General features: G+C 47.4%; 23 protein-coding genes. 4 read left to right on the top strand and 19 right to left on the bottom strand.

Going from position 1 to position 25,484, the window contains the following annotated elements; genetic code table 11:
• Positions 1-100: 100 nt before the first annotated feature.
• The 6 genes from IFU39_RS12210 to IFU39_RS12185 all read right to left on the bottom strand — a co-directional run bounded on the left by IFU39_RS12210 (position 101) and on the right by IFU39_RS12185 (position 4,290).
• Positions 101-601: a hypothetical protein gene (locus IFU39_RS12210; protein WP_192132893.1), complete on the bottom strand. Its 501-nt coding sequence runs from the start codon at positions 599-601 to the stop codon at positions 101-103.
• 183 nt (positions 602-784) lie between these two features.
• On the bottom strand, positions 785-1,525 hold the full coding sequence (locus IFU39_RS12205; RefSeq protein ID WP_192132891.1) for a hypothetical protein: 741 nt from the start codon (positions 1,523-1,525) through the stop codon (positions 785-787).
• Entirely contained in the window at positions 1,522-2,220 is a 699-nt protein-coding gene (locus IFU39_RS12200; protein WP_091015664.1) for an ABC transporter ATP-binding protein, read from the bottom strand. The genes IFU39_RS12205 and IFU39_RS12200 overlap by 4 nt, the downstream gene beginning before the upstream one ends.
• Positions 2,213-2,599: a GntR family transcriptional regulator gene (locus IFU39_RS12195; RefSeq protein WP_091015665.1), complete on the bottom strand. Its 387-nt coding sequence runs from the start codon at positions 2,597-2,599 to the stop codon at positions 2,213-2,215. Before IFU39_RS12195 ends, IFU39_RS12200 begins: the two co-directional genes overlap by 8 nt.
• Positions 2,600-2,822: 223 nt before the next feature.
• Positions 2,823-3,689 (bottom strand): aldo/keto reductase, encoded by an 867-nt coding sequence (locus IFU39_RS12190; protein WP_192132888.1) that lies wholly within the window; start codon positions 3,687-3,689, stop codon positions 2,823-2,825.
• A 43-nt stretch (positions 3,690-3,732) separates the two neighbouring features.
• Positions 3,733-4,290: an STM3941 family protein gene (locus IFU39_RS12185; protein ID WP_105600857.1), complete on the bottom strand. Its 558-nt coding sequence runs from the start codon at positions 4,288-4,290 to the stop codon at positions 3,733-3,735.
• A gap of 391 nt (positions 4,291-4,681) precedes the next feature.
• On the opposite strand from IFU39_RS12185, the gene IFU39_RS12180 reads away from it, so the two are divergent.
• Positions 4,682-6,694, top strand: a complete 2,013-nt coding sequence (locus tag IFU39_RS12180; RefSeq protein WP_192132886.1) for a S9 family peptidase — start codon at positions 4,682-4,684, stop codon at positions 6,692-6,694.
• Between the two features lie 198 nt (positions 6,695-6,892).
• Here the strand turns inward: IFU39_RS12180 and IFU39_RS12175 are convergent, their stop codons facing one another.
• Positions 6,893-7,582, bottom strand: a complete 690-nt coding sequence (locus tag IFU39_RS12175; RefSeq protein ID WP_192132884.1) for a stalk domain-containing protein — start codon at positions 7,580-7,582, stop codon at positions 6,893-6,895.
• Between the two features lie 410 nt (positions 7,583-7,992).
• Here IFU39_RS12175 and IFU39_RS12170 point away from each other — a divergent pair, with 410 nt between their 5' ends.
• On the top strand, positions 7,993-9,186 hold the full coding sequence (locus tag IFU39_RS12170; RefSeq protein WP_192132882.1) for a MalY/PatB family protein: 1,194 nt from the start codon (positions 7,993-7,995) through the stop codon (positions 9,184-9,186).
• 185 nt (positions 9,187-9,371) lie between these two features.
• On the opposite strand, the gene IFU39_RS12165 is transcribed toward IFU39_RS12170, so the two are convergent.
• From IFU39_RS12165 to IFU39_RS12115, 11 genes are all read right to left on the bottom strand, one after another.
• A complete protein-coding gene (locus IFU39_RS12165) occupies positions 9,372-9,983 on the bottom strand; it encodes an ABC transporter ATP-binding protein (RefSeq protein ID WP_192132880.1) in 612 nt (203 codons plus the stop codon).
• On the bottom strand, positions 9,973-10,929 hold the full coding sequence (locus IFU39_RS12160; RefSeq protein WP_192132878.1) for an oligopeptide/dipeptide ABC transporter ATP-binding protein: 957 nt from the start codon (positions 10,927-10,929) through the stop codon (positions 9,973-9,975). Before IFU39_RS12160 ends, IFU39_RS12165 begins: the two co-directional genes overlap by 11 nt.
• A gap of 2 nt (positions 10,930-10,931) precedes the next feature.
• A complete protein-coding gene (locus IFU39_RS12155) occupies positions 10,932-11,864 on the bottom strand; it encodes an ABC transporter permease (RefSeq protein WP_192132876.1) in 933 nt (310 codons plus the stop codon).
• The gene (locus IFU39_RS12150) at positions 11,861-12,856 is read right to left on the bottom strand and encodes an ABC transporter permease (RefSeq protein WP_192132874.1); all 996 of its coding nucleotides are present in this window, start codon (positions 12,854-12,856) and stop codon (positions 11,861-11,863) included. Before IFU39_RS12150 ends, IFU39_RS12155 begins: the two co-directional genes overlap by 4 nt.
• A 42-nt stretch (positions 12,857-12,898) precedes the next feature.
• Positions 12,899-14,557: an ABC transporter substrate-binding protein gene (locus IFU39_RS12145; protein WP_192132872.1), complete on the bottom strand. Its 1,659-nt coding sequence runs from the start codon at positions 14,555-14,557 to the stop codon at positions 12,899-12,901.
• Positions 14,558-14,843: 286 nt separating this feature from the next.
• Positions 14,844-15,386 carry a nickel-responsive transcriptional regulator NikR gene (gene nikR, locus IFU39_RS12140; protein WP_192132870.1) on the bottom strand — a complete coding sequence of 181 codons (543 nt, stop codon included), beginning with the start codon at positions 15,384-15,386 and terminating at the stop codon, positions 14,844-14,846.
• Between the two features lie 52 nt (positions 15,387-15,438).
• On the bottom strand, positions 15,439-16,452 hold the full coding sequence (locus tag IFU39_RS12135; protein ID WP_192132868.1) for an alpha/beta hydrolase: 1,014 nt from the start codon (positions 16,450-16,452) through the stop codon (positions 15,439-15,441).
• Positions 16,453-16,544: 92 nt separating this feature from the next.
• Positions 16,545-17,660: a hypothetical protein gene (locus IFU39_RS12130; RefSeq protein ID WP_192132866.1), complete on the bottom strand. Its 1,116-nt coding sequence runs from the start codon at positions 17,658-17,660 to the stop codon at positions 16,545-16,547.
• Positions 17,661-17,948: 288 nt separating this feature from the next.
• On the bottom strand, positions 17,949-19,976 hold the full coding sequence (locus IFU39_RS12125) for a hypothetical protein (protein ID WP_192132864.1): 2,028 nt from the start codon (positions 19,974-19,976) through the stop codon (positions 17,949-17,951).
• The gene (locus tag IFU39_RS12120) at positions 19,951-20,853 is read right to left on the bottom strand and encodes an ABC transporter ATP-binding protein (RefSeq protein WP_192132862.1); all 903 of its coding nucleotides are present in this window, start codon (positions 20,851-20,853) and stop codon (positions 19,951-19,953) included. The genes IFU39_RS12125 and IFU39_RS12120 overlap by 26 nt, the downstream gene beginning before the upstream one ends.
• Positions 20,846-21,235 (bottom strand): GntR family transcriptional regulator, encoded by a 390-nt coding sequence (locus tag IFU39_RS12115; protein WP_036606399.1) that lies wholly within the window; start codon positions 21,233-21,235, stop codon positions 20,846-20,848. The genes IFU39_RS12120 and IFU39_RS12115 overlap by 8 nt, the downstream gene beginning before the upstream one ends.
• Before the next feature lie 1,142 nt (positions 21,236-22,377).
• On the opposite strand from IFU39_RS12115, the gene IFU39_RS12110 reads away from it, so the two are divergent.
• Positions 22,378-23,283 carry a futalosine hydrolase gene (locus IFU39_RS12110; protein ID WP_197997767.1) on the top strand — a complete coding sequence of 302 codons (906 nt, stop codon included), beginning with the start codon at positions 22,378-22,380 and terminating at the stop codon, positions 23,281-23,283.
• Positions 23,280-24,122: a 1,4-dihydroxy-6-naphthoate synthase gene (locus tag IFU39_RS12105; protein ID WP_091015692.1), complete on the top strand. Its 843-nt coding sequence runs from the start codon at positions 23,280-23,282 to the stop codon at positions 24,120-24,122. The genes IFU39_RS12110 and IFU39_RS12105 overlap by 4 nt, the downstream gene beginning before the upstream one ends.
• Positions 24,123-24,849: 727 nt before the next feature.
• Here the strand turns inward: IFU39_RS12105 and IFU39_RS12095 are convergent.
• Positions 24,850-25,473: a pyroglutamyl-peptidase I gene (locus IFU39_RS12095; protein ID WP_192132858.1), complete on the bottom strand. Its 624-nt coding sequence runs from the start codon at positions 25,471-25,473 to the stop codon at positions 24,850-24,852.
• Positions 25,474-25,484 lie beyond the last annotated feature (11 nt).

Raw genomic sequence — 25,484 nt, 5'->3', positions numbered from 1 at the left:
TAAAAGTCGGTTAACCCTAGCCCTTTGCTCAAAAACAAACCATATACAAAAAAAGGTCTGGATGATCTCATCCAAACCTTTTTGCTGTGCATGAGCCTGACTAGGTCCCCCCACTGCTGGCAGCTGAATTTCGTCTCTTGTTAATCGCATGCACGCCCATGACCACTGCAATTAATTCATATGTGTCCAGTTGGTCCGACTGGTTATCCAATACAAATGCCCCTGAACTAAACCAGCCGCTGGTGCGACGGAAACTTGCCACGATGCGTCCACCACTTCCACTGATATCATATTCCTGCGAGAATGCCGGAGCAGACACATCGTACGTACCGCGCGATCCTGCATCATACTCATACTTTTTACTGAAGAAACTAAACCTCGCTCGCAATACTCCCAGATGTCTCCCATCGGCTGCAGTGATATCCCAACGATTGGTTAACAAGCGGAATTTGCCGCTACAGACCAATCCCGAGTTATCGGATACATCGAGCGAAGAGCCAAAAACACTTTTCAAATCCAGATGTCCTGCCTGTTCCTGATTCGGATTCATAATCTCGGTGTAACCCGCGTTAAAAAAATTATCCCTGAAATATAGTTCCATAATACGTTCTCCTTTCCCTTACATATCCCCTTTCGTTCTCTTTAACCTAGTCTCGCATCGTACACACAATATATCTATATTTATGTATGTTTAATGGGGTTGGATTCAAAAATCGGATCATCACTGGATGTAAAAAAAACGAGCAACCCTGGTTGCCCGCATCACGTTCAAGTTATCCTGTCATCAGACTTCAACTTTTTTGTTGTTCAGATAAATGGTAGCCCACACCAAGATAACTGCTACGATGACTTCAAATACAATACTCCCCCACATACCGTCCGACCATAATACGCCATTGGCTGTGATTGCAATACCTGTACTTTCTTCGGTGTAACGGAACATCTCATTTGGACTGAAGCGTCCTGTCGTAATTATATTCTCCAACCAGCCAATCAGATTAACGAGGACTAAGAATGCAACGATTCCGATCCATGGTCCAGTTCTCCAACGGAAGCTGCCTGCAATCGAGATCGAAAGGAAGATGATGACAGTCATGAATACGATAACCCAAGCGATAAACAGTAACAAACTAACATAATCCGAAACATGCAGACCCGAAAGATCAATATTGGTAACCACGTTCATTCGGAGTTTCATTGAGATATAGATGTAGGCATGAGTCGTAAATATAATAACTAATCCCAACCCGCAAAGAGCTCCAAAGATCAAAGGAGACAACACATGGGATAGGCCCGTTACGGGTAAAAGACGGCGATTATAAGAGCGGATATTGGACGTGTATGTTTTGATCATTTTCACATAAACAGCCACACCTACCCCAACATAACCCATAATGCCAAGCACAACCCCTGCGACCTCAGACATGAAAAGGGAAAGCGCCACTTGCGCAATAATCAAAATAACCAGCCCGGCCAGCAGTGTATTCCAGTTCCTTCTAAAGTCATACTTCAATAATGTCATCATTCCGCATAGACCTCCTTGAACATCTCATCCACACTTTTCCCATATTTCAGACGGAGCGTTTCCACTTCTTCCCGCATCACCAGCTGACCTTCACGAATGAAGACCACTTCATCAAAAATCCGTTCGATATCATTCACCAGATGTGTGGAAATGATCAGACTGCTGTCTTCATCATAGAATTTGACGATCGCATCCAGAATCTTGCCACGCGCAACCGGATCTACTCCGCCAATCGGTTCATCCAGTAGATACAGACGAGCCTTACGGGATAGCGCCAGTGTTAGTTGCAGTCGTTCATTCATACCCTTGGATAGATGCCGCACCCGATCACTCTCGACAAGGTTCATGAAATCGAGCATCTCCCGTGCCTTCTCCTCGTCAAAATCAGCATAGAAATCGCGGTAGTACGAAATTGCATCCCGCACTCTCATCCACTTCTCGGTTAATGGACGATCCGGCATAAATGAAACCAGTGACTTCGTCTCCAGCCCAACAGGCTTACCTGTGACTTGAATCGTTCCACTGCTCGGATGCAGCAAACCTGCAACCAGTTTCATGAGCGTGCTCTTACCACTGCCGTTGCTACCCAGCAAACCTACGATTCGGCCAGGAGCAATATCCAATGTGATATTACTGAGCGCTTTCTTACTGCCATATGTCTTGTTAATCTGGTTCAGTTCAAGGATGTTACTCATGCGTTTTTCCTCCCTTTCCTTCCGCAACGGCATCGGCTACGATTGATAAGATATCCTGCTCTTCAATCCCCAGTTCCTGCATTCCGGTCAGAAAGCGTTCCAGCAATTCACCGGCCATCTCTTTTTTGATCGTCATAATCTTCCGCTCCTCACTGGTTACATATCTGCCCAAGCCCCGTTTGGTTTCGACCACTTCTTCTCGCTCCAGTTCCTGAAATGTCCGTTGTACTGTATTGGGATTGATCTGTAATTCAGCCGCCAGTTCACGAACCGAAGGGATTTTGTCACCTGCCTGAAGTGTCCCGGTTACAATCTGTCTCTTGATGTACTGCATAATCTGCAGATATATTGGTAAGTTGTTATCAAATTCCATAGTCACAAAGCACTCGCTCCTCTCTGTACTGGTGTGTTAGTTACATAGTACACTAGTGAGATAGTGTTGTAAAGCCCATTTGTTAAAATATATATTCGCTTAATCGAAGGGCAAGCTTCCGCTATTGATATCCATACAAAAAAAGAGCAGATCGTGAAGATCTGCTCTGCATAACATTATTAATCGTATTGTTATCTTATTCATATGCTTATCCCATAAAAAGAGCCAGCTACACGATATCTAGAGGTACTTTGCCTTTAGGTGCAGGGAATGCCTCATTCAAACGGGCGAGTTCCTCTTGTGTCAAAACGATATTCACTGCTGCTGCATTGTCTGCCACATGATTCAGCTGTACCGCTTTGGGAATCGCCAGCACATCTCCGTCCCTGATCACCCAGGCTAATGCGATCTGCGAAGTCGTAACTCCTCGATCCTGCGCAATCTCCTGAATGACGGGATGCTCCAACAATTCACTGCGAAGTCTGCCGCCCTGTGCCAGTGGACAATACGCCATAACAGGAACGCTACGTTCGCGCATCCAGGGAAGCAGATCATGTTCGATACCACGCGAAGCTGCATGGTATAGCACCTGATTCACCATGCACTGAGACCCCTCCGGCAGACTCCATAACTCCTGCATATCCCTTGTATCCAGATTCGATACACCCCAGCGAAGGATTTTACCAGATTGCTTCAACTGCTCCAAGGCCTGAACCGTTTCTTCGAGTGGCACTCCCCCTCGCCAGTGGAGCAAATACAAATCCAGACGATCTGTACCAAGACGCGTAAGACTGCGCTCACAGGCCGTAATCATCTGCTTACGATCCGCATGATGGGGATACACTTTGGATACGAGAAAAACTTCGTCACGATGGCCCGAGATGGCCTTTCCCGTAACAACTTCTGCCCCACCTTCTGCATACATCTCCGCCGTATCAATCACGGTCATTCCCAGTTCAATACCGGAACGCAGTGCCCGTATTTCTTCTTGCTGGCTGGATTGCTTCTCTCCCATGTTCCATGTGCCTTGCCCTATCGCAGGCAGGGCAGTTCCATCCGGAAGTAGAATCGTGCGTGTTGGATTACCATGCATCATCTATATTCCTCCATTCTGAAGACTTATGGACATTCTGACCTCTCTAACGACGGTTATACGAATCATATATCATGTTATCACTCACATGTCTCCAGTGGTTCATCATCATGATATACAATTGATCCAGTGGCACTGTGAGGCTACTTTGGGCAACGCTGATGGTCGCATCGACCATATTGCTGTTGACCGTCATCAATTTGCGTTTCATCCCGTTCTGGCGATCCAGAAAGGCTTTCTCGTCCCGCAACTTGACCCCGATCATTTTCTGTCCCATCAATTCATACATAAAAATATTCTCAACGTCTCTCCAGGCCACGGCTCCTCCTGCGGTATAAGAAGATGCATCCACAAACCCATCCTCATCGATTACAAAAGAAGGTTCCTTCTTAATCATCTTTACCAGACTGTAGCAGAAACATAGCCCAAAAAACAAAATGGATAGAAGTCCAATCACATCCGAAAGGATGGAATCATTCGTACCTGAAGAACGATCAAAAATCAAAAAAAATCCGGCTGCCACAAAAAGTGCCGCCCCTGCCGTAAGCCACGCCATTCGTTTCCGGTTTGGATATTCTACATGCTGCTCATAGGATGTGCTCAACGTGACGTTCCTCCTCCATTGCGACTGAATCATACAAGTTCTATATAAACGAATGGCTATGAACCAAATACTTAAATGTAGAACAGGAATTGCATTGTACATTAAACCAAATTCACCAATGTTAAACATTGAATTAAGACCATTTTCCGTCATTTCTGCGGTTATTCAACATTAGGATTCGTCATCTTTCGAGCAATTCCTTTAACACACCTATATGAATTGAACAAAGAATATTTACATGGCCACTCCGATGACAGAACAACCTTCCGATCGCTGTTATAAAAGTCTCCCCTCCTTCATTACACTTATTGTCCTGTCCCTTGCTTTCCGTTAATATAAATGGAAAGGTTAGGAAATTAACCGATTCTAATTCATGGTGGGAGGACAAACAATGATGAGTCAGCGCGGCATAACATCGGAAGATCTTTATCAGATTACATGGGTTAACGATCCGACTCCGTCTCCTCAAGGCGGACAACTGGTATATGTAAGCCGGAAAACGAATGAAGCACGTGACGGTTATTGTTCTCACCTGAGACTGCTGCATCTGGGGAGTCAGAAGGACAGGCCCTTTACCTCTGGAGAGAAGGATCATTCCCCTGCCTGGTCGCCCGATGGGTCTCAGCTGGCCTTTTTAAGAGAGGTTGATGGGAAATCCCAAGTGTGGATTATCGCATCAGATGGCGGAGAAGCACAGCAAATCAGTCATCTGAAACATGGCGTCAGCTCCTTGCTCTGGTCACCAGATGGCCATACCTTACTTGTGAAATCATCCGTGGATATGAGCGGGGAAGAAGAAGAATCAAAACATACCAATTCTAACGACGATAACCATAAACTGCCGCAAGAACATGTTGTGGACCGAATTCGCATGAAATCAGATGCGGGCGGATTGTGGGACGGAAAACGATCCCATCTCTTTGCTCTTGCACCCATTGATGCGGAAGCCATTCCTGTAACTACGGGTCACTATGACGTTGGAGACTACGCTTGGTCCCCGGACGGAACATCCATCGCATGGATTGCACAGATGCCACAAGCAGGCGAGGAACACAACGATTACACCCTGACCAATCATGTGTACCTTGCGAAGGCAGACGGGTCGGATGTGCAGCAATTGACCCCGGAAGGATATACGTTCAGCCGACTGACATTTGCACCCGATGGACAATCCCTGGCACTGCTCGCCAGTGACCGTTCTTATGGAAATGCCACGCTTGTGAAGCTATATTCCCTTCCTATATCAGGTGGTGAACCCGTATGTCTAAGCACGGATTGGGACGTACAGTTAAATCACAGCATTGTTGGTGACATGCGATCACATCTGACAACCACGGGACCTGTATTCAGTCGGGATGGTTCATCCATCTTCTGTCTCGCAACCATTCATGGCAGTGTACGCATCGCCAAATTCGCACGAGACGGCAGCAGTGCCGACTATATATGGCCTGACGAACGGGAGATTTATCAATTTGCCGAGTTGGAAAACGGGCAGATCGTTGCTGCTGTTGCCGATACACAAAATCCTGGTGATCTCTATATGTATGAACAACCGGAAGATCCCGGGGTAGAACCGATTCAACTCACCCGCAGCAATCCACAGCTTGAGGATGAGATCCACCTTAGTACACCGGAAACCTTCTGGTTTAATTCCTCAGATGGCCTGCGTCTGCAAGGTTGGATCATGAAACCTCATGGCATGGTCGACGGGGTCAAAATCCCGACCATTCTGGAGATTCATGGCGGACCGCACATGATGTATGGTTTTACATTTATGCACGAGTTCCAGATTCTCGCTGCACAAGGCTACGCTATTGTGTATATCAATCCACGCGGAGGGCTCGGATACGGGCAGCAATTCGTAGATGCCTGTCGCGGAGATTATGGCGGTGGCGATTATCGCGATCTTATGGAGAGCGTGGATTATGCCCTATCCCAATATGAGTTTATCGATGAATCCAGATTGGGCGTAACCGGGGGCAGTTATGGTGGCTTCATGACCAACTGGATTGTTGGACACACGGACCGCTTTAAGGCCGCTGTTACCCAGCGTTCCATCTCCAACTGGTTATCCTTCTATGGCGTCAGTGACATTGGCTATTTCTTCACGGAAGATCAGATTGGCGGTAACGCGTGGGATGACACGGAAAAACTGTGGAAACATTCCCCGCTCGCTTATGTCGGCAACGTGAGTACTCCGCTGCTCATTTTACATGGCGAACAGGATCTGCGGTGTCCAATTGAACAGGCCGAGCAATTATACATTGCGTTGAAACGGCGTAAGCAGACAACAAGGCTCGTTCGTTTCCCAGGCGCCAACCACGAGTTGTCCCGTGGAGGTCACCCTCACTTGAGGGTACGCCGTTTGGAGCATATTGCCGGATGGTTTAACGAGTACCTGTAACGGACTACTATTTAGACTATTAATTCAGAGAGTATAGAACCAGATATGGATTCAACCCTAAAAGCCGTCCAATGAAATCTGTTACGATTTCAACGGGCGGCTTTTGGCGTTACCTTATGAATAATAGAAGGATCCGGATCACTATACTTTGAACAACTCAAGCAGGATAGTATTAGGGCGTGTGATTATATTCGTCGCTTACTCTTCGCCCCACACTACGGTGATTTCATTCAGATCCTTGTTGGTTGCAGACACCGAACCTGTGATGGTTACGGCATATTTGCCATCTTCACGACCCACGATGCTGAAGCCGTCTGCCTGGATATCCTGAGTGTTCTGACTCAAGTTTTTGGTCTGGTAGTAGTCTTTGTAGGATGTTCCAACGGTTAGCAACGTTTCTTTGGTTGTGTACGTGAGCACTACTTTTTTGTCACCATCCAATATGTTCTCAATGAGACTTGTTGCCTTCGCATCCTTCGGTAATGGGAAATCTGCTGGCAGATACTTGGACTTCACGCCTGCCGCCTGTGAGTTCGTGCCTGTAGATGGTGATGTCGATCCACTGTTGCCTGTGGATGTGGACCCACCAGAAGAGCTTGAAGAGCCGATGCTTACTTTATTGTTTTGGGAATCATACTTCACTTCGGTCTTCAACGCATCGGCAATCGAACGAACGGGGAGATATGTACTGCCTTGATATGTAATTGGCGCAAGCTTTTTGCCCTGGTCACCTGTCGGTGTAAATTTCTGCCCGTTCACTTCGATGGCGAGCCCATGGTTCAGATAAACTTTGATCGTCTCCAGTTGTGTACCTGCAAATACACCTGCCGATCCGGTTAACACCATGCCAAACACACCCGCAGCAATCAACCACTTTTTGCTTTTCATCCCTAAACGCCTCCTGAGTTCCAATGTCAGCCTTATGCAAAATACGATTCAAGACGATCGCTCGATTTATGCAAAAGGCTCATGTAGTTATCTCATCATGTATGGGTACGAGCTTATTCGGATAACAGCCCGTTGTTCCACCAAATGTTAGCAATATAATAGCATCTGACAAGAGGTTGTAAACGATAAATGGATAAAACAGGACCAAGGGCGTACAAAAATAGTCTTTGTTGTATGCCTGCTGTTCTCTCGCTCGTTAATTTGTTCTTATATGAATAAAGTCCCGAAATCCGGATCATACATATGAAGCTAATCATTTATGCACAACAGTTGCGAAATTAACCAATGTATTAGATAATTATTTGTCGATTTGTGGTCGAAGGAACGGAACTCAAGGGGGATTAAATACGATGAATAACAATAACAGTACATTTGACCAGTCTATTAACCGGATCTCTACCGGATCAGAAAAATGGGATGCGCTTGAGGATATCTTCGGTGCTGCTGATGCGCTTCCGATGTGGGTGGCCGATATGGATTTTGCTGCTCCACCTTCCGTCATTCAGGCCCTGCAAACACGGATCGAGCATGGAATTTTTGGTTATACGGTGCGTACTGAGGCGTATCATGCCGCTGTTGCAGGGTGGATGGAACGGCGCCATAACTGGAAAATTAACGATGACTGGATTGTGTTCACTCCAGGAATTGTGCCCGCACTCAGCATCGCTGTACAACGATTCACTGATCCGGGAGATGCTGTAGTCATCCAAACTCCGGTGTATGCGCCCTTCTATGAAGTAGTACGTGGTCAAGGTCGTGAACTGATCACCAATCCTCTGGTAGAGAATAACGGTCATTACACGATGGATCTGGAACAACTGGAATCCAACTTGCAGACCGGTCGGGTCAAAATGCTGATTCTGTGCAGTCCTCATAACCCGGTTGGACGGGTATGGACTCGTGAGGAGCTTGAAGGGCTTACGTCACTGTGTCTGCAATACAACGTACTGATGGTTTCAGATGAAATTCATGCCGATCTTGTTCATCAGCGGGGAACTCATACACCATTGACCCTGATCTCGGACGCCGTCTCTGATCTAAGTATCATCTGTACGGCTCCAAGCAAAACGTTCAATATTCCTGGCCTCTGCACATCCAACATCATTATCCCCAATGCCAAGTTACGGGAATCGTTCGCGCAGGGTGTAAAAACGATGGGACTTGCCAGTATCAGCACACTGGGTGCTGTTGCAACTGAAGCTGCTTACAACGGAGCTGAGGAATGGCTGGATGAGTGCCTTGCCTATATCCGTGGAAATATGGAGTATGTACAGCAATATGTCGCGGAACACATGCCTCAGATTAAAATGCATCTGCCCGAAGCGACCTATCTGTTATGGATGGATTTCCGGGAGCTGAATATCCCACATGCACAACTATGCAACATGCTTCTTCATGAAGCAGGGCTTGCTTTCAATGACGGGAGCTTCTTTGGAACGGAGGGTACAGGGTTCATGCGTATTAATGTAGCCTGTCCACGTTCTACGGTTGAAGAGGCGATGCGCAGATTATCTGTGTTGTTAAGCAATGTGTCGGGCAAATAAGCTGACAGTTACATCTATGCACGTTGTGAACAGAACATATGCTGTTCGATAAATGATGAATATCTGTAAAATGGAAAAAGGGGTGCCCCGTAGTCAAGTCCATGACTCACATTCATGGTTAATGACTGCACAGGGGGCACCCCTTTTTGTATTCAATGATTTTATTTATTCGAACATAATTAAAATTACAGTAACAGCGACATCGGCATCGGTGTAATTCTGTCGCACAACCTGTTCAGCAAATCCCGATCATGGCTTATGATCAATAGCCCCAAATTACGCTGGCGAGCCACCCCCATCACGGTATGCCAGATCTGTGCCTGAGTGATCGCATCCAGCATCGTGGTCATTTCATCTGCAATCACATAACGTGTCGATGTACCGAGTGCTCGCGCCACACAGAATCGTTGCAGTTCCCCACCGGATAATTCACCCGGTCTGCGGTCCAGCCAAGCTTGCTGAATCCCCAAATCTTCGAGCAACTGCTCATCCTGCACAGCCGCCTCCTGAAGTACACGCCGCATCCGCCAGCGTGGATTCACAGCTTTCTCCGGGTGCTGGAATACCAGCTGAACTGGACATACTCCTGTACGAGGGAGTGGTTCACCATCCAGTAATACTTGTCCTGCCACGGGTTCGGCATATCCTGCAAGGATGCGCCCAAGGCTTGTTTTCCCACAGCCACTCGGTCCCCACAACCCAACGACTTCGCCTTGTTGCACCTGCATGTTCATCTGCTGAAACACCCACGATTTCTGATCGTGACGATAACTTACTTCCTGTGCTTCAAGTGACATGGAGACACCTCACTTCTCCGCCTCGTATCTGACGAAGCGGAGGACGTTCGCGGGTACATGCAACGGTTGCTGAGCTACATCGGGGAACAAATGAACATCCTGTGATGATCTCTTGACCCGCTAACGGCTGGGAGCCTGGGAGTGGCTGAAATCCATTTTGCGGCAACGCATTCCAGAGGGCTTTCGTATACGGATGGCGCAGTCGTTCTCCATCCCCCGTAAAATCATCCACCTGCGCTGTCTCTACATTGGCACCCGCATAAAATACAGCTATGCGATCAGCAGCCGTCAGGGCAGTCGTGACATCATGGGTAATCCATAGAATGCCTACGCCTTGATTCGCAAGCTCACGAAATTGCCTCATCGTCTCGACCAGCACTTCGGGATGGATACCCGGTGTGGGCTCATCGGCAATGATCAGCTTCGGCTGGCCTGATGTCGCTGTAGCCATCAACACCCGTCTTGCCATACCTCCGGACAACTCAAACGGGTATTTCCCGGCTGTTCCTTGAGGAAGATGATAACGATCCGTCAGCTCCTGCTCCGTCTTTTTCAAGTGGGTTTGATTCATGAATCTACGCTTCCTTCCCAAATCTCGAGTTATCGGCTGAACTTGCCTCCCCACCTTCATCAGCGGGTCCAAATAACTGACGGATTGCGGGATTAACATCAGTTCATCACCACGCAGATGAAGCTGCCGCTCTGGAGTCAAAGGCTCACCATTATAGCTCATTCTACCTTCCAACTTGGCATTGGCAGGCAGAATGCCCATAATGGCCTGCGCAAGTACACTTTTACCTGATCCGCTTGCGCCTACTACAGCCACGATCTCACCCTCGTTTATGGAAAGATCCAGATTCTGAATGACATCAATCTGTTCGTGTCCAAACCAACCACGAGCGCGCCGAAATGACACCGATACCCCCTCAATATCAAGAAGAGCCATATTTACCTCACCTCCCTTGAACTACCTGTACCCGTCAACGTCTTCAGACTGTTGCCCAACACATCAAACGCACGAACAACCAGCAATAATGCCAGTCCCGGGAAAAAGGCGAGCCACCACATGCCAGCAGATAAATATCTCATCGACTCTGACAAAATAATGCCAATTGCCGGTTGCTGCGGGGACAACCCCAGCCCCAGAAACGTAATGGCTGCCTCATGCAGAATCGCATGGGGAAAAATTAACAGTACGCCCACAAACAGTTGTGGGACCAGATGTGGCAGCATATGCTGCACCGCAATCTGTAACCGCGATTGACCCAACTTGTGTGAGATCTGAATGTATTCTGCGGATTTCAGTTGAATCATCTCTGCTCGTACAATCCGGGCCAGATTTGGCCAGTGCGTCAGGGCAATTGCTGCCGCCACTCCTGCCAAACCTCCACCAAATACAAAGGCCAACATAACGAGTGATACCAGATGAGGCACACTGAGAAACAGGTCGATAATCCAGGAGATGACCCGGTCAGCAGCTCGGCTGGAAGCCGCCCCCAGACCCAGCACTAGTGCGATCAATCCGCCACCGCAAGCAGCAAGCAATCCCACTTGAATGCTGGTTGCCAAACCTTTTAATGTACGCATGAACATATCTCTTCCGAGCCAATCCGTGCCAAATGGATGCGCCCAGGTTGGAGCCAAATTCCGATCCATTAATGAAGTCAGCGTAGAACCAGCCGGAAGCAGCCTGCCCGTCAACCACACAACGGCAATCCAGATCACCGCAAGGCTTCCCCAGATCACCGCTCTTTGGCGAGGATTGCGGGAATGTTGGTTGCTGGCGGCCATGTACCGTACCTCTTGATTCGCAGTTTTCACTTTCTGTACTTCGGCTGTTTCTGCCGTCTGCTCGGAGGAGCGTTCTAGCGTCTGCTTCATGACATCAGCTCCTCCTTCATCCGTGGATCAATCATACGATACAGAATGTCGGCAACCATATTACCTGTGAAAACAAAAATCGCACTGCACATCACAAGTCCAAGCAGCAGTGGAACATCTCCACGCAACCCCGCCTGAACCGTTGCCTGACCAAGGCCTGGGTATGAAAATACCTGTTCTGCAAGCACAGCCCCACCGAACAGTTCACTGAACGAAGCAAACTGCAGCGTGATGGCTGGCAAAACAACATGTCTGAACCCATGTCGACGGAACAGCTGAAATCCACGCTCACCCCGCGCTCTCGCAAACAGAATATAATCCGACTCCAGCACATCCGTAAGCTTCTGCCGGGTATGCAAAGCGATGGAAGCTACTCCGGTCAGACTGAGAGTCAACGCTGGCAGAATCATATGAATAGCCCGATCTCCCCAGGTCACCTGATCAGCCGACATCCCTGCGGGTACCCCAAGGCCAACTGGAAGCCATCCGAGCCACACCCCAAATACCATTAGCAGCAACAGCGCAATCCAGAATACCGGCGTGGAGGCCAGCGTGTAACAATACCAGCAGATCAGGCGATCCAGCCTTGAATCCCTTCTCATGGCAGCAACTACACCAAGAGTGAACCCGAAGATACCAGACAGTAGCCAGGCTACTGCCATAAGCGCGACAGAATTCATGAATCGTTCCTGGATAATATCCGCTACAGGCTGTCTGTAGATCATTGATGTTCCCAAATCTCCCTGAATAAGTGCTTGTCCCCAGGTCAGCAATCGTTCCATTGGAGATTCATTCAACCCCCAACGCTCTTCGATTAAACTGCGCTGTTCGGCACTTACCCTGATCATATCTCCACCAATGTAAGCTTCGATCGGGTCCACAGGAGAGAATTGCATTAATATAAAAGACACCACACTGACTCCAATCAATAGAGATACGAGTCGCAACACTTTATTACCAACAAATCTGGCCCATCCATTCCTGCCCGTCATCCAATCTCTCCCCAATTCAGGCTAAAGCTACCGCTATGCTTCTTATTTCGCGCTGTTATCCCAGGACCATTCCTCCAGATTGGATGTCACTGGCCAGCCGTGACCATGGGGGTGAATCTGCTGCTCGCCAATGTCTAGTCCATTCGTAACCAGATACAGATGATCTATGTTCACAAGCCACGCCCAAGGTGCATCCCCCTGATAACTGAAACCTGTTGTGCCATCCCATTCCGCTTTTCGCCAGAAGGGCAATGCCTCTTCCTCACTGGTTGCCTGAAGGGCCTTCTCCATCCATGAATCCACAACAGGATTACTGTACAGTCCTACATTGTAATATCCTTCTCCCTTGTGGGTACTGCTATAGAGGTTATAGGTTTCCAGTGGATCATGACTGCCCCAACCAAATAATACAGCGTTGGAGTAAGCCATCTTCTTCGTCTCTTCACGGCTTTTGCCTTCAACATTGATTTTAATTCCAGCCTGGGCAACCATATCCGCAGCAGCCAGTGCCAGAGATTGTCTTGTTAAATCACCTGCAAAATAAAGCAGATTGAACTCGGCCTTAACACCGTTTTTCTCGACGATACCATCACTATCTACATCCACCCAGCCACCAGCCGCCAGAATGTGCTTCGCTTCTTCGAGATTGGCATCCGTAAATACAGCTTCCACATTACTCCAAGGCAGATCATCACTGACGGAATAAGCGGGACGACCATACCCTTCCAGTACACCCTCAACCAAAGCCTTACGATCAATCACAACATTCACCGCTTGGCGAATTGCCAGATCGGATGTCACATCATTCCCTGCGGGAAGACCATCGCCCGACTTGGCACCAGCAGGCTGCATGGGGAACATGATGCCCCGGTTATCTACGGTTTTTACGACCTCTAATGTCATGCCATTCACCTGTTGTTTGCTAAATGCTGCCGGGATCGCAGCGATATCCACTGTACCTGCCTGTGCAGCGGCATAGGCCGCATCTTCATCCAGATAGAGAAAGGTGAGTTTGTGGAATGCAGACTTGTTACCGTAATACTCTTCATTGGCTTCAACGATGGCCTGTTGTCCTTTGTCCCACTGAACCAGCTTGTACGGTCCTGATCCAACCGGATGCTCTGCATAATCAGCGCCATAGGCGTGTTCAGGCACAATGCCAAGTGTCGTCAGCAGGCTGATGAATGTAGATTGCGGCGACTTCAGTGTAAATGAGACCGTGCTATCATCAGGTGCCTGTACATCAGCCATATTGGTCAGATCAATCACGGACCCACTCTTGGCAGCTGTTTCAAACGTAAATTTTACATCCTCAGCCGTTAGAAACTCTCCATCAGAGAACTTCACATCATCTCGAAGCGTAACTGTCCAGGTTAACCCATCTTCACTAACGGAGTATTCAGTAGCCAGATCGTTAACCAGTTGAAGTTTGGCATCTCTCTTTAGCAAAGTACTCTGGAAAAGTGGTGAACCATACTGCCCCCATCCGGTTGTCGGATCAAACCCGCCTTCCGGCTCGGTGCCAACGGCCAGCACCAATTCGTCTTTGGTTGAGTTTGTTCCTGACTGTCCATTCTCTAATGACGAAGCTGTTGGCGCTGTGCCCTGTGCACAACCAGATAAACCAATGGAACATACAAGCAAAATGCCTAATCCTGTTCTACCTTTTCGTTTTCCCCATCTCCATGAAAATCTGCCCATTCTGGTCGTTCCCCCTCTAAATATGTGCTGCACTCCCTTTTTTCGTGTTACTTTTTAGAGAAATTGTAGCACAAAACATAAATCGTATGTCAACAAAGTTCACTTCACAATCCATATTTTTTCATTTTTCAGAATCAATAAATAAAAACTTATATAACCGAGCATTTGTAGCGCTCCATAAAGTCAGGTATTATAACAAACAAAAAAAAACAGACGGTTGGCATCTAACCAATAGTCTGTTTTTAAGATTTGCTATATTTTCATAGAAATTACACTCGTATTTGTCTTACTCCGTAGAGCGATGATGATGATGATGGCTGTGACCATGCTGCCCCGCACTGTGATTATGATCCAGACTTTGAATTGGATTGCCATCCTGACCGCTACTCTGAGCATGAGCCAGTTTGTTGAGTTCATCTACATAAGTCACAGACAGCTCCGCATACAAAACACCTTTTTGCACCTGGATCTGCTGATGCAGATGACGCAATCGCCCCAAATTCCCTCGTACGGCAATAACCTCCAGGCATTGGTCATGGTTCAGGTGCACGTGCATATTGGAAATGATGTCATGATGCGCCTCATGTTGCAGCTCCATCAAACGAATGGGAAGATCGCTGATATGGTGATCGTAGACCATCACAATGGTGCCTGCCACATCCTGGTCGGATTGTAATGCAGAAGGTTGCAGTAATGTTTTGCGAACAAGATCACGGAAAGCCTCAGATCGGTTTTTGTATCCCTGTTCCTCAATATACTGGTCAAACTGCTCAATCAGAGGTGTAGGAAACGCCACCCCGAACCGGGTCAAATCTTCTTTGTCTGCCATACTTCTCCTCCTGCGCCCTCATTTGCTTCGAGTGTACCACAGACTTGTCTGCTCATCGACTATACTGTTGCATAAATCGTACTGCCGAATGTATCGCCTGTTGACCAGCATCACTCTCCAGATCAAATTGATAATCATGTCCCAGCTTCTCTGAGGAGTTCGAGAAAAATAACGTTTCCGTATCAACATCAAGTCGCTTCAAGACTTGTGCCAGCTCAATCGATTGACTGGTCAACGGGTCAACATTGCCTGAGGTAATAAATGCAGGCGGGTACGCCGCAGTAACCTGAAGCACAGTCGACATTTCATTCAGTCTCGGGTAGTCTTCGAATGTTTTGACTCCGGTATATGACCAGAGAAATGTACGTATGAGTGGAAACCCTGTTTCCGCTACTGTACTTAGATTGTAAGGACCACAGAATAGAAGAACCCCGCGCAAATCATCCGGTTGGGCTACTCGTGTTATATTCATCAGCTTGGCTAGGGATGGATTCGTCACCACGGCCGCAGTCTGACTTGCAATCTGGGCACCTGCCGAGTTGCCTGCGAGAAATATGTTATCCGGGTCACCCTGATACTCGCTGACATGGTTCTTCACATACATCAAAGCCTGATTCGTCTGGATCACGGGAGTGGGATATGTCGTATCTGGTGCGAGCGCATAATTCATACTGACGACAACGTAACCCTGCTTGGCTAATTGTACGGCATACTCTGCGATGTCCGCTTTGTCTCCTAAGACCCATCCACCGCCATGAACCCACAGCACGACAGGCAAAGGTTCCGAAGTTACGGAAGGATAATAGATATCCAGCGTACTGTCATTACGCCCTTCGTCTGCATAGAGTACATCCGCAACACGAGTTATCCCATCCGAGAGCATAGTGTCCTTGTTATTCATGTCTGGATTAGCAGTTTCAATTAATGATTTTAATAAAAATACCGTTATTTTTGGTGTCCATTGTGTACCAATCCCAATAAAACCTATGATCAAAATGAGTACAACGCTGGGAATCCAGTACCGTTTACGTTTAAAACCTTTTGCCCCCGTACGTTTCGTTTCCAATTTGGACTGCAATAGTTCCACCTCGTTCCATCATCATCGAAACGTCTTTACATCTAAAGTGGTGTACGTAGCAGGGAGAACCAGGTTTCCTCTTATTTGAGTCTCTTTGCGATTTCCTGTCTGACTTTCACATACGTAGTAGATACTTTTTGCTCCAGTGTATGAATGTTTTGTTTTGTGCCTGTCCACTTCTCTGCTGCAGAAGCCAATGTGTTCAATGAGCTGAGTACACGTGACGTTTGGCCTTGCTTTGTATTCTGTTTGAACTGTTGTAGAGCATTGGAATATCGTTCTTTTGCCAGAGTTGCCTGTTTTTTAGCCGTTTGAATCTGTTTTTTCGCCGAGTCGGCCCCTGCTAGCATAGCTCGTAAACGTTTTATTTCAGCGCTCTTCCGTTTACGTGCTTCAGCAAGTTCCTTTTTCTTGATCCGGATGTCTTCTCTGGCAAGTTTCACAACGGGTTTCAACGTCTCTGCCTGAGTACGGATCGCTGCACTCCATTCCTTATTTTTGATGGCTTTGGCTGCATTCAACTGTCTATTGACTGAACTATAGAGGGCGAATAGCGGCTCATATCGGGCTTGGGTTTGCTTTACCTTTTCAGCTAGAGCTGCGACCTTCGCGTCATCGGTTTGTCTTATTTCTACACGTAATCGCTCCAACTCTGCGGTATTGGCGGCATGAAGTGTCTTTATCTTTTGTTCCCAAGCCTGCTCTTGAGCCTTCCAGTTCCCCACTTTCTCGTACGCTTGCTTCAACGTTAACTTGGTTTGTGCATCGGCTTTGTTCAAAACGGAATCCCAGGCTTTCTGCGCTGTTACGCCAAGATCTATGCCCGCAGCCTCCACTGAAGAAGCAAAATAGATCGTGCCTGCGCTGAACAGAATCACAAGCCCTATAAGTAGGCGTGATCCGAAAATAAGATGAGCGAATGATGACCATTGAGAGCGTTGGACTTTACTGTGATTCATCATGTGATTATGGCTTCCTTCTGTTAGAGAAAAGCAAGGGTTTTCACTCGTCTCCATTGGAGATAAATCTTCTAAAGCTAAACCTTCGATATGCTGTCGACCCTTCTTTCCTTCTACCAAGCCATGATGTTCCATGAAGTGATGTGAGCTTGATCGTTCCAATGGGGAACGACCACATACCATGGCTAACATGGCCTCCTGTTCACTCATCGTTTCCTTCCATGCTTCTGTTTGCATGCGTCTCTACACCCTTTCTTCTAAAATATGTAGCAAAATAGCCAACGAAATCAGCGAACGACAAAAAAGCACCCGCAAGTCAGGCATTAGCCTGCTCTTACGGGTGCTTCCCTCATAAGCCGTTCCATATGAGATTCGATTGAACGAGTCGCTCGAACCTTTCCTTTTTCTAATATATTCCATTCGTTGTATCTGGTCAAGTCGTGCTAGTTTGACTGGTCTAATATCAACCCTTTAATCAACGGGAGAACCCTTCCCGCTTATCGATAACAACTGATATAGCTTAGCTTATTGATTGACCAGAATAGCTTTCATTTCCTCGGTCAGATCCTCTTCTTTCAGCATCATATAGATGTTCTCGCCACGAGTTACATTCAACTTGATCTGATAAATGGTATCTTTCTCTGTTAGATAACCAGACCGTTGACGTTTGAGCAAATCACTAATGATTTCTTTGTTTTTAGTCGCTATCTGTTTGTTACCACTTAGATTTCCATCGATATATTCTGGCTCCGGAGTAGTCCACTGAAGCGAACCCGGACTGTTAATCTCCTGCTTCGCAAACTGAGCGGAGACAATCTCATCTGCCTGGACAAGCAACTGGTCATATAATTTGTTCTCCTTCAGCCAAGCCAATACCCGATCATAGCTAGGTTTGATCTCAAAATTCCACATCTCCCTCGGTTGAAACGGATCTTTTGAAGACGAATCCTGATTCATCTCTGCGTAAGCAAACGACTGCCACGGGGAGCGCTGTTCTTCATAGGTCTGATCCAAAATGTCCTGTCTCAAGAGTTCCTTGAATTCACGGACTTGCTCCGGATTGCTAATATACACCTTTCGGTATGAACTAGTGGCAGAGCGAATGCCAAAACTTAATGCCTCTTCTTCCAGCTTATACGTTTCAAAGGCAACTCTTTTGTAATCCTGGGACTGTTTCAGAGCCATTAATTCCTGATGGAATTCCGTTTCTGGGATGTAGTATTTACGTTTCATCACCTTGCCGTTATCCAGCTTGTAGTTAATTAATATAGACTCATCATTACGCATACCTGTATTAATTGGATCATCCAGTAAAGGAAGATCGGAATCCACAATTTTTTGATGAAGAGCGATAACTGCCCCCATGTATTCCGGATCATTAGAATAGAGGTGAGCATCGTCCTTTTTCTGACTGACACCGTTACTGTAGGTATAACTCTCCCCGCCAAGCTTGATGCTGTTCACCTTGCTCATTTCAGGCACTCGAGCGGCGTATCCATTCCAGTCGGCAATAGGTACGTACAGTATCAGACCAGCGATGATACCATATAGAATCAGCTTGGGTAACAGCCTGCTGCTCCAGATCAGCCATGTTTTGCGAATAATCATCTCCGCAACGATATAACCTACAATTCCGCCGAGGATATATCCGAATATTCCCCATCCAGCTGATCCTCTTGGAGCAATCATTGTAAAGTAACCTCCGCCAATCAGAACCAATGTAAACATCAATCCAAAGCGGAATATAGGTTTTATAAGCTTAAACGTAACTGCTTGAGTAGCAGATTCAACCTGTCTCTTCGCATAAAGTACATAGGTTAGAGGAATAAATAGGATTGCAAATATCGCATAGATAATTAACTCCTGACGGATTACAGGGAGGATACTGATCGAACCCACACGCAGGACAAGTGAGAGTTTCTCCGCATTAAAGCCCACTTCTTCAAAAGCATATCCGAGCAAATAATGCTGGAGATGAAGTGACATAATGAACCATACGACAACAGGTAACAAGACGAGTGCGTACACGGTGAGTCCCTGCAATACAGATTGACCTATACACATGCCGACCGCCACAGTTAGCATGAACATAAACAGCGAGTAGATACTCATGCTCAAGCCCCACATCCAGATTGTACTGCCATCGAACAGAAACGCAGGTTGATCCAGTACCGCCCATACCCAGCCGGTAATCGCAGTTGTAATCCAGATTGGAATCAGGATCATGGCATATCCGGTCAACAGATTAATCGTTAATAGATGTTTACGACGTAACGGCAAACTATGGAACAGATCCGAAGGTGCACCAGATTGAATGTACCGAAAAAGAAAGATTCCAGCCGCTACGGGCAGTGTAATAGCGAACAAAATCTGCACTTCACCATTGGCCTGAAACAAACTTGTAATCTGCTGTGGCACGTCCCTGTACTCGGTAGCGATATATAACGGAAGTGAGAACAACAATGTGATGAGAAATAAAATGCCTATCCATCCATGCTGTCTGAAATTTTGGATCAGGATGCCCCGGTTACAGAACAATCGGTTGAATATCATACCCTGCGTCCTCCATTTCGTAGATAAAGATTTCTTCAAGCGTCAGAGGCAGTACATCCAGCAGGTACGGATCATGTATACGGAATTGATCGGTTACCTGTTGTCGGTTGCCTTTGACAATGTACAGGGATACGCTTCCCCGTTTCTCTTCATGCAAGATATCAATCTGCTCATCCATGGCTTTGGCATGGTCCGGGTGGCGGAAAGCAACCTGGATTTTATGCGTATCGGCCTTCAGATCATCAAGATCCTTCTCTACAATAATTCGGCCTTTGTGCATAATCGCCACATGGTCACACAGATCTTCGATCTCACGCAAGTTGTGGGACGAGATGACAATGGTTACCTGACGCTCAGCTGCTTCCTGGAACAGCAAGTTTTTGATCTGCTGACGCATGACTGGGTCAAGGCCATCAATCGGCTCATCCATCAGCAGTACTTCAGGCATACAGCTAAGTCCCAGCCATACGGCTGCCTGACGGCGCATGCCTTTGGACATGCGATGTAACTTGCGTTTTACATCCAGTTTGAACACGGTAGCCAGTTGCTTGAACCGGTCCTCATTCCAGCGCGGATATACCGAACGATAAAATGCAGCCATCTGAGTTATTGAAGATTGCGGGAAAAAGTAGGGCGAATCTGCCATAAAAATGGTGCGGCCTTTGAGATCCATATTTTCATAAATCTCATTATCTTCGATACGAACTGTTCCGCTGTCCTGACGGTAAATGCCAGCCATCATTTTGAGCAGCGATGTCTTGCCTGCCCCGTTGGAACCGAGCAAACCATAGATCGACCCCTTATGTATGTGCATCGTTACGCCATCCACTGCCTTTTCCTGTTCAAATGCTTTGACGACTTGATTCAGCTCAATCATGAGGCTCCTCCTTCTCTATACGGGCCATCGCTTCCTCAAACAAAAGCGTCATATCCGCTTTTGTCAAACCGGAATACGAAGCTTCTGCAATCAACTTCACCAGAGACTCTCTGATCTCATCTCTCATGGCTTCATTCGGATGTTCCACTGACGATGATACGAAGCTCCCTTTTCCCTGCAAAGAATAAATGTAACCTTCACGTTCAAGCTCACGATACGCTTTCTGAATCGTATTTGGATTCACGGTCAGCTGCGTGGATAACGCACGAACGGAAGGAAGCTGCTCGTCGGGCTTTAGAATACCGTATACGATCATTTCTTTGACTTTGTCCACCAGTTGCTCGTAGATCGCCTTACGGCTGCGTACATCTAATTCGAACATCCCGCACCTCCTTTCTGTAAATGTGTGAAATAACCTATGGGTTTTAAATGACTGTATCTGAAGTGTATTAGGTGTATTAACTGTACTACTATTATTAATACAGTTGAATCGGATTGTCAACTGTTGACTTTGACTTCCTGTTTTATTCGGAGTACGTTAATAAAGATAGGTTATATGGTTTAATTGACATATAAAACTATTGGAAGCAAGTTCATTTCGACTTAGGACGCGGCACGATCAGGGTGACGTTCACATGAGGTGAGGCAAAACGGCTATCTGAAGCGATATGGCTAGATGTGGCTACTCGAAGTGATACGGCTACCCGCAACCTTCGCTTGACCGCTTTTGACAGAATTACATGCAAAGGTTGTTCAGGTCTTTCCCCTTCCGTTATGATGGAGATGAAATATTGTTCAATAATCATTGTATCTTTGTTACTTTTTTGAGCGCGTTTAATCTGATTGATTGTTAGGTCTGTTATGCGTATATATGTTGTGTTATAGACCTATTGTCTGCACAAACGGTAGGCCGTACAGTAGGCCGCTAAATCAGAGTTAGCGAGACTGTGTACTTGCTTTAAATTCGGGTTTGCACAAATGGAGCTACTATGCAGTGTCGAGTGTAGACTGGGCCCGTTATTCATTTGGCTTGTTGGTCTAAAAATCCGAAGGTCTATATATCATTCGCGTTGAATGGGTCGGGCAGACTCCAGCCTTTTCAATCGTTTATCTGTTCGTTTGGAGGGCCAACTCGTGCTGTCCACACTGAGCATACATATTGTAGATATGTCTTTCAAAGGGTGGACACGGACATAAGCAATCAACCTGGAATTGATATTCAACATATAGATTATTTGAAAATTTTAGTCCTTAAAAGTCTATATGTAGTGTTTCATTTTCCTGAATGGATATAGTATCTTTTGAGAAAAAGTGTCCACTCTTTGAAAGACAAAATGAAGATAAATGTCCTTTTGTAGTGAACAAATATGTGCCCGAATTCCATTTATACAAGTTGAACTATAGATTTACACAGAAATATACAAGCCAGTAATAACTCAAAGAAGTGTAGCTAAAAGCTTGTTGTAAGATAGATGCTATGGAAGCATATGCTGCGCCTCTAATACCTCATAAGGAGAATCCGAGATGAATGAACATAGACAGGATGAAGATCAGAATAATAAACCAAACGCATCATTCGAAAATAGTGGACACCACGGTGATTCAACTGGGGAAATAAACACTTCAGATATAAGTCCGGTACAAGCAAATTCATCACAACGTGTGTTAATTGTAACCGCGGTTGATGCGGAAAAAGATGCAGTCCTCCGTGGTTTGGGAGATACGGCCGCGGAACGTTTTGACGTCATCGCAGCGGGCGTTGGCCCAGCCTCGGCCGCAGCAGGAACAGCCGCTACATTGGCATATGCCGTAGCGGCTGCAAGCACTATGGCGTTGGCGCACGGTTCCACCGCGCCAAGCCCATCGGATGTGGCACAGACATCTGCCACATCTTCAAGGCCGGGGCCCCTTGCCGGGACCGGTAGTTCACCAGCCTACATGCTGGTGATCAGTGCCGGCATCGGCGGCGGGTTCCCCGGCCGGGCAGACGTCGGCTCCCTCGTGGTAGCCGACGCTATGGTTGCTGCCGATCTGGGTTCGCAGACGCCAGACGGCTTCCTTAGTGTGGACGAGCTCGGATTCGGCTCGTCCATTGTGGCGGCGGACGCGGAGCTTGCCGCTCGCCTGCGCCATGAGCTGCAGCGGGCCGGGCTCGCTGTCAGCGGAGGCACTGCGGTCACCGTGTCCACGGCGACCGGAACAGCGGAGACGGCCGCGGAGCTATTGCGCCGCGTGCCGGATGCCGCCGCCGAAGGCATGGAAGGCTTCGGCGTGGCAACCGCTGCCCAGCAGTTCGGCGTGCCAGCACTCGAACTGCGGGCCATATCCAACGCGGTCGGTCCACGCGACCGCGACGCTTGGCGCATCAAGGATGCCCTCGATGCGCTTCAGGCTGCAAGTTCCATTTTACGGGAGGTTATTACATCATGAAAATTGCATTTTCCCCTTGTCCAAATGATACATTTATCTTCCACGCGTGGGTGCACGGGTTGATCCCGGGCGCACCCGAGCTGGATGTCCGTTATGCGGATATTGATATTACCAATGGTCTGGCGGCAAATCCCGATGGACCCGACACACCTGAAGTAATGAAAATATCTTATGCAGCATTGCCATACGTGTTGTCTGACTATGCTCTACTCCCTGCTGGTGGCGCACTCGGCAGAGGATGCGGTCCTTTGGTTCTTACCGCAAATGGCACGACCGATCCAGCCTATCTGTCTGGACGGAGAGTCGCTGTACCAAGCGAGCGCTCGACAGCATACATGTTGTTCCGTCTATGGGCAGCACAAAATGTTCCTGGCGGCGTAGGTGAAATTGTTGTCATGCCATTCGACCAGATCATGCCTGCTGTTCGAGACGGCAAGATCGATGCCGGACTTGTTATCCATGAAGCACGCTTCACATACCAGAACTATGATCTCAAACTGATGACGGATCTTGGTAACTGGTGGGAAAGCGATACGGGTCTTCCGATTCCGCTCGGAGCAATCATTGCACGTCGCAACATGGATGCTCACGCCCTCGCCGGATGGGCACGCGCCTCCGTTGAATATGCATGGGCGCACCCGGATGAGTCGAGAGCATACGTGATGGAACACGCCCAAGAAATGGACCCTGACGTTGCTGCACAGCATATCGGACTGTACGTTAATGAATTTAGCGCCAACCTGGGCGATGATGGGTATGGTGCGATTACTGCACTTCTTGGTCGTGCCATGAAGGAAGGACTTGTTCCCGAGTTCGATCTTGATCTGTTGCGGATCTAACATTTGATTGTTTTCAGCTATTTCTTTAGTTATTTCTTTAGCTATTTTGTGGGCTATAATCTGTACGCTCTACATCTAACGCACCTTATTTAGCCGAATATCATGCGTTGAGAATTCTAACGAATCTCAGACACCTTATTCGGGTAAATCTTGTTCAAATTGCCGATAAACTCTCACACTCAAGCACAATAACGATCCTACGATTCGTTAGAAATCGGTAAGTGCGGATTTTCGGCTAATAGCGTGTACTCGATTCGTTAGAGTCCTGCATAGGGTACATTCCGGGATAAAAACTTTTTAACTAGCCAGGTGATGGTGGTGTCCCAGGGTCTTGTTTTTTATAAGAGCTTTGGTAGCATCAAGATACTTGCTTCAAACTAGTGACCTCACTAACCATCTTGGACTTCACTACCCATGACACATGACACATAGCACACGAAATAGAAAGAGCTGTCCCTTAACGTCAGACTTATGACGGTGGGATAGCTCTTTTTTTGACTATATATATAACTCTATATTCACTTCATACTTACACTCATACCTATCATCCTACTCAACCCAGGATAGAAGCAGAAAGAAACCCATGCAACTCCACACTCTCCACGTCATCTTGGAACTCTACTGTAACCCTTCCCAACTCACCGTTCTCCCATTCACAACTGTGGTCTACGAATAAACCATCGCCTACGCTCTGCTGCAACCGCAGCCGAACGACCGCAAGCATACCCTATGATTTCGCCACAACCGTGCGAATCATGATCCGCAGCGCATCCAGCATCATGGGAATTGGTAGCGAAGGGACGGAAGGCTGCAACACAGCCATCGCTGTCGAGGCCGGAAAGTGTACAAATCCGGCACGGATCGGAAGTTGCCCTACTCGAATGTGATCCAGTACCCGATACATCGTGTTGTTGCAGATATATGTACCTGCTGTATTAGACACGGTAGCTGGAATACCCGCTGCGGACATGTCATTCACCATGGCACGTATGGGCAACGTGGAAAACAAACCGTCCGGGCTGCCATCTACAATTGGCTCATCCACAGGATGCTGTCCTTGGTTATCTGCATAGGAGCCAGGCGGAATGTCTTTGACATTAACGGCAATCCGCTCCGGTGTGATGCACGTTCTGCCCTTGGCCAGCCCACAGGCGATGACCACATCTGGCCGATAGGCTTCCATCTCTGCGATCAGCAGGTCTGCACATTCATCAAAGTGCACGGGCAACAACACTGTTTTTAGCTCAGCACCCTCGATCACTTCGTTTGCAAGAGCCTCCATTAACGCCCCCGTCGGATTCACCGCATCTCCGCCAAAAGGCTCAAACCCGGATATCAGAATTTTCACCATCACACGTCAGC

This window comes from Paenibacillus sp. CFBP 13594 (genome assembly GCF_014842675.1).
GTDB lineage: Bacteria > Bacillota > Bacilli > Paenibacillales > Paenibacillaceae > Paenibacillus > Paenibacillus amylolyticus_B.
This window is presented reverse-complemented; position numbering and strand designations above follow the sequence as displayed.

Bases quoted from the DNA above. Each gene is read 5' to 3' on its own strand.
- IFU39_RS12210 (WP_192132893.1), bottom strand. From the start codon at position 601: ATGGAACTATATTTCAGGGATAATTTTTTTAACGCGGGTTACACCGAG.
- IFU39_RS12205 (WP_192132891.1), bottom strand. From the start codon at position 1,525: ATGATGACATTATTGAAGTATGACTTTAGAAGGAACTGGAATACACTG.
- IFU39_RS12200 (WP_091015664.1), bottom strand. From the start codon at position 2,220: ATGAGTAACATCCTTGAACTGAACCAGATTAACAAGACATATGGCAGT.
- IFU39_RS12190 (WP_192132888.1), bottom strand. From the start codon at position 3,689: ATGATGCATGGTAATCCAACACGCACGATTCTACTTCCGGATGGAACT.
- IFU39_RS12180 (WP_192132886.1), top strand. From the start codon at position 4,682: ATGATGAGTCAGCGCGGCATAACATCGGAAGATCTTTATCAGATTACA.
- IFU39_RS12175 (WP_192132884.1), bottom strand. From the start codon at position 7,582: ATGAAAAGCAAAAAGTGGTTGATTGCTGCGGGTGTGTTTGGCATGGTG.
- IFU39_RS12170 (WP_192132882.1), top strand. From the start codon at position 7,993: ATGAATAACAATAACAGTACATTTGACCAGTCTATTAACCGGATCTCT.
- IFU39_RS12165 (WP_192132880.1), bottom strand. From the start codon at position 9,983: ATGTCACTTGAAGCACAGGAAGTAAGTTATCGTCACGATCAGAAATCG.
- IFU39_RS12160 (WP_192132878.1), bottom strand. From the start codon at position 10,929: ATGGCTCTTCTTGATATTGAGGGGGTATCGGTGTCATTTCGGCGCGCT.
- IFU39_RS12155 (WP_192132876.1), bottom strand. From the start codon at position 11,864: ATGAAGCAGACGCTAGAACGCTCCTCCGAGCAGACGGCAGAAACAGCC.
- IFU39_RS12150 (WP_192132874.1), bottom strand. From the start codon at position 12,856: ATGACGGGCAGGAATGGATGGGCCAGATTTGTTGGTAATAAAGTGTTG.
- IFU39_RS12145 (WP_192132872.1), bottom strand. From the start codon at position 14,557: ATGGGCAGATTTTCATGGAGATGGGGAAAACGAAAAGGTAGAACAGGA.
- nikR (WP_192132870.1), bottom strand. From the start codon at position 15,386: ATGGCAGACAAAGAAGATTTGACCCGGTTCGGGGTGGCGTTTCCTACA.
- IFU39_RS12130 (WP_192132866.1), bottom strand. From the start codon at position 17,660: ATGCAAACAGAAGCATGGAAGGAAACGATGAGTGAACAGGAGGCCATG.
- IFU39_RS12125 (WP_192132864.1), bottom strand. From the start codon at position 19,976: ATGATATTCAACCGATTGTTCTGTAACCGGGGCATCCTGATCCAAAAT.
- IFU39_RS12120 (WP_192132862.1), bottom strand. From the start codon at position 20,853: ATGATTGAGCTGAATCAAGTCGTCAAAGCATTTGAACAGGAAAAGGCA.
- IFU39_RS12115 (WP_036606399.1), bottom strand. From the start codon at position 21,235: ATGTTCGAATTAGATGTACGCAGCCGTAAGGCGATCTACGAGCAACTG.
- IFU39_RS12110 (WP_197997767.1), top strand. From the start codon at position 22,378: ATGAATGAACATAGACAGGATGAAGATCAGAATAATAAACCAAACGCA.
- IFU39_RS12105 (WP_091015692.1), top strand. From the start codon at position 23,280: ATGAAAATTGCATTTTCCCCTTGTCCAAATGATACATTTATCTTCCAC.
- IFU39_RS12095 (WP_192132858.1), bottom strand. From the start codon at position 25,473: ATGGTGAAAATTCTGATATCCGGGTTTGAGCCTTTTGGCGGAGATGCG.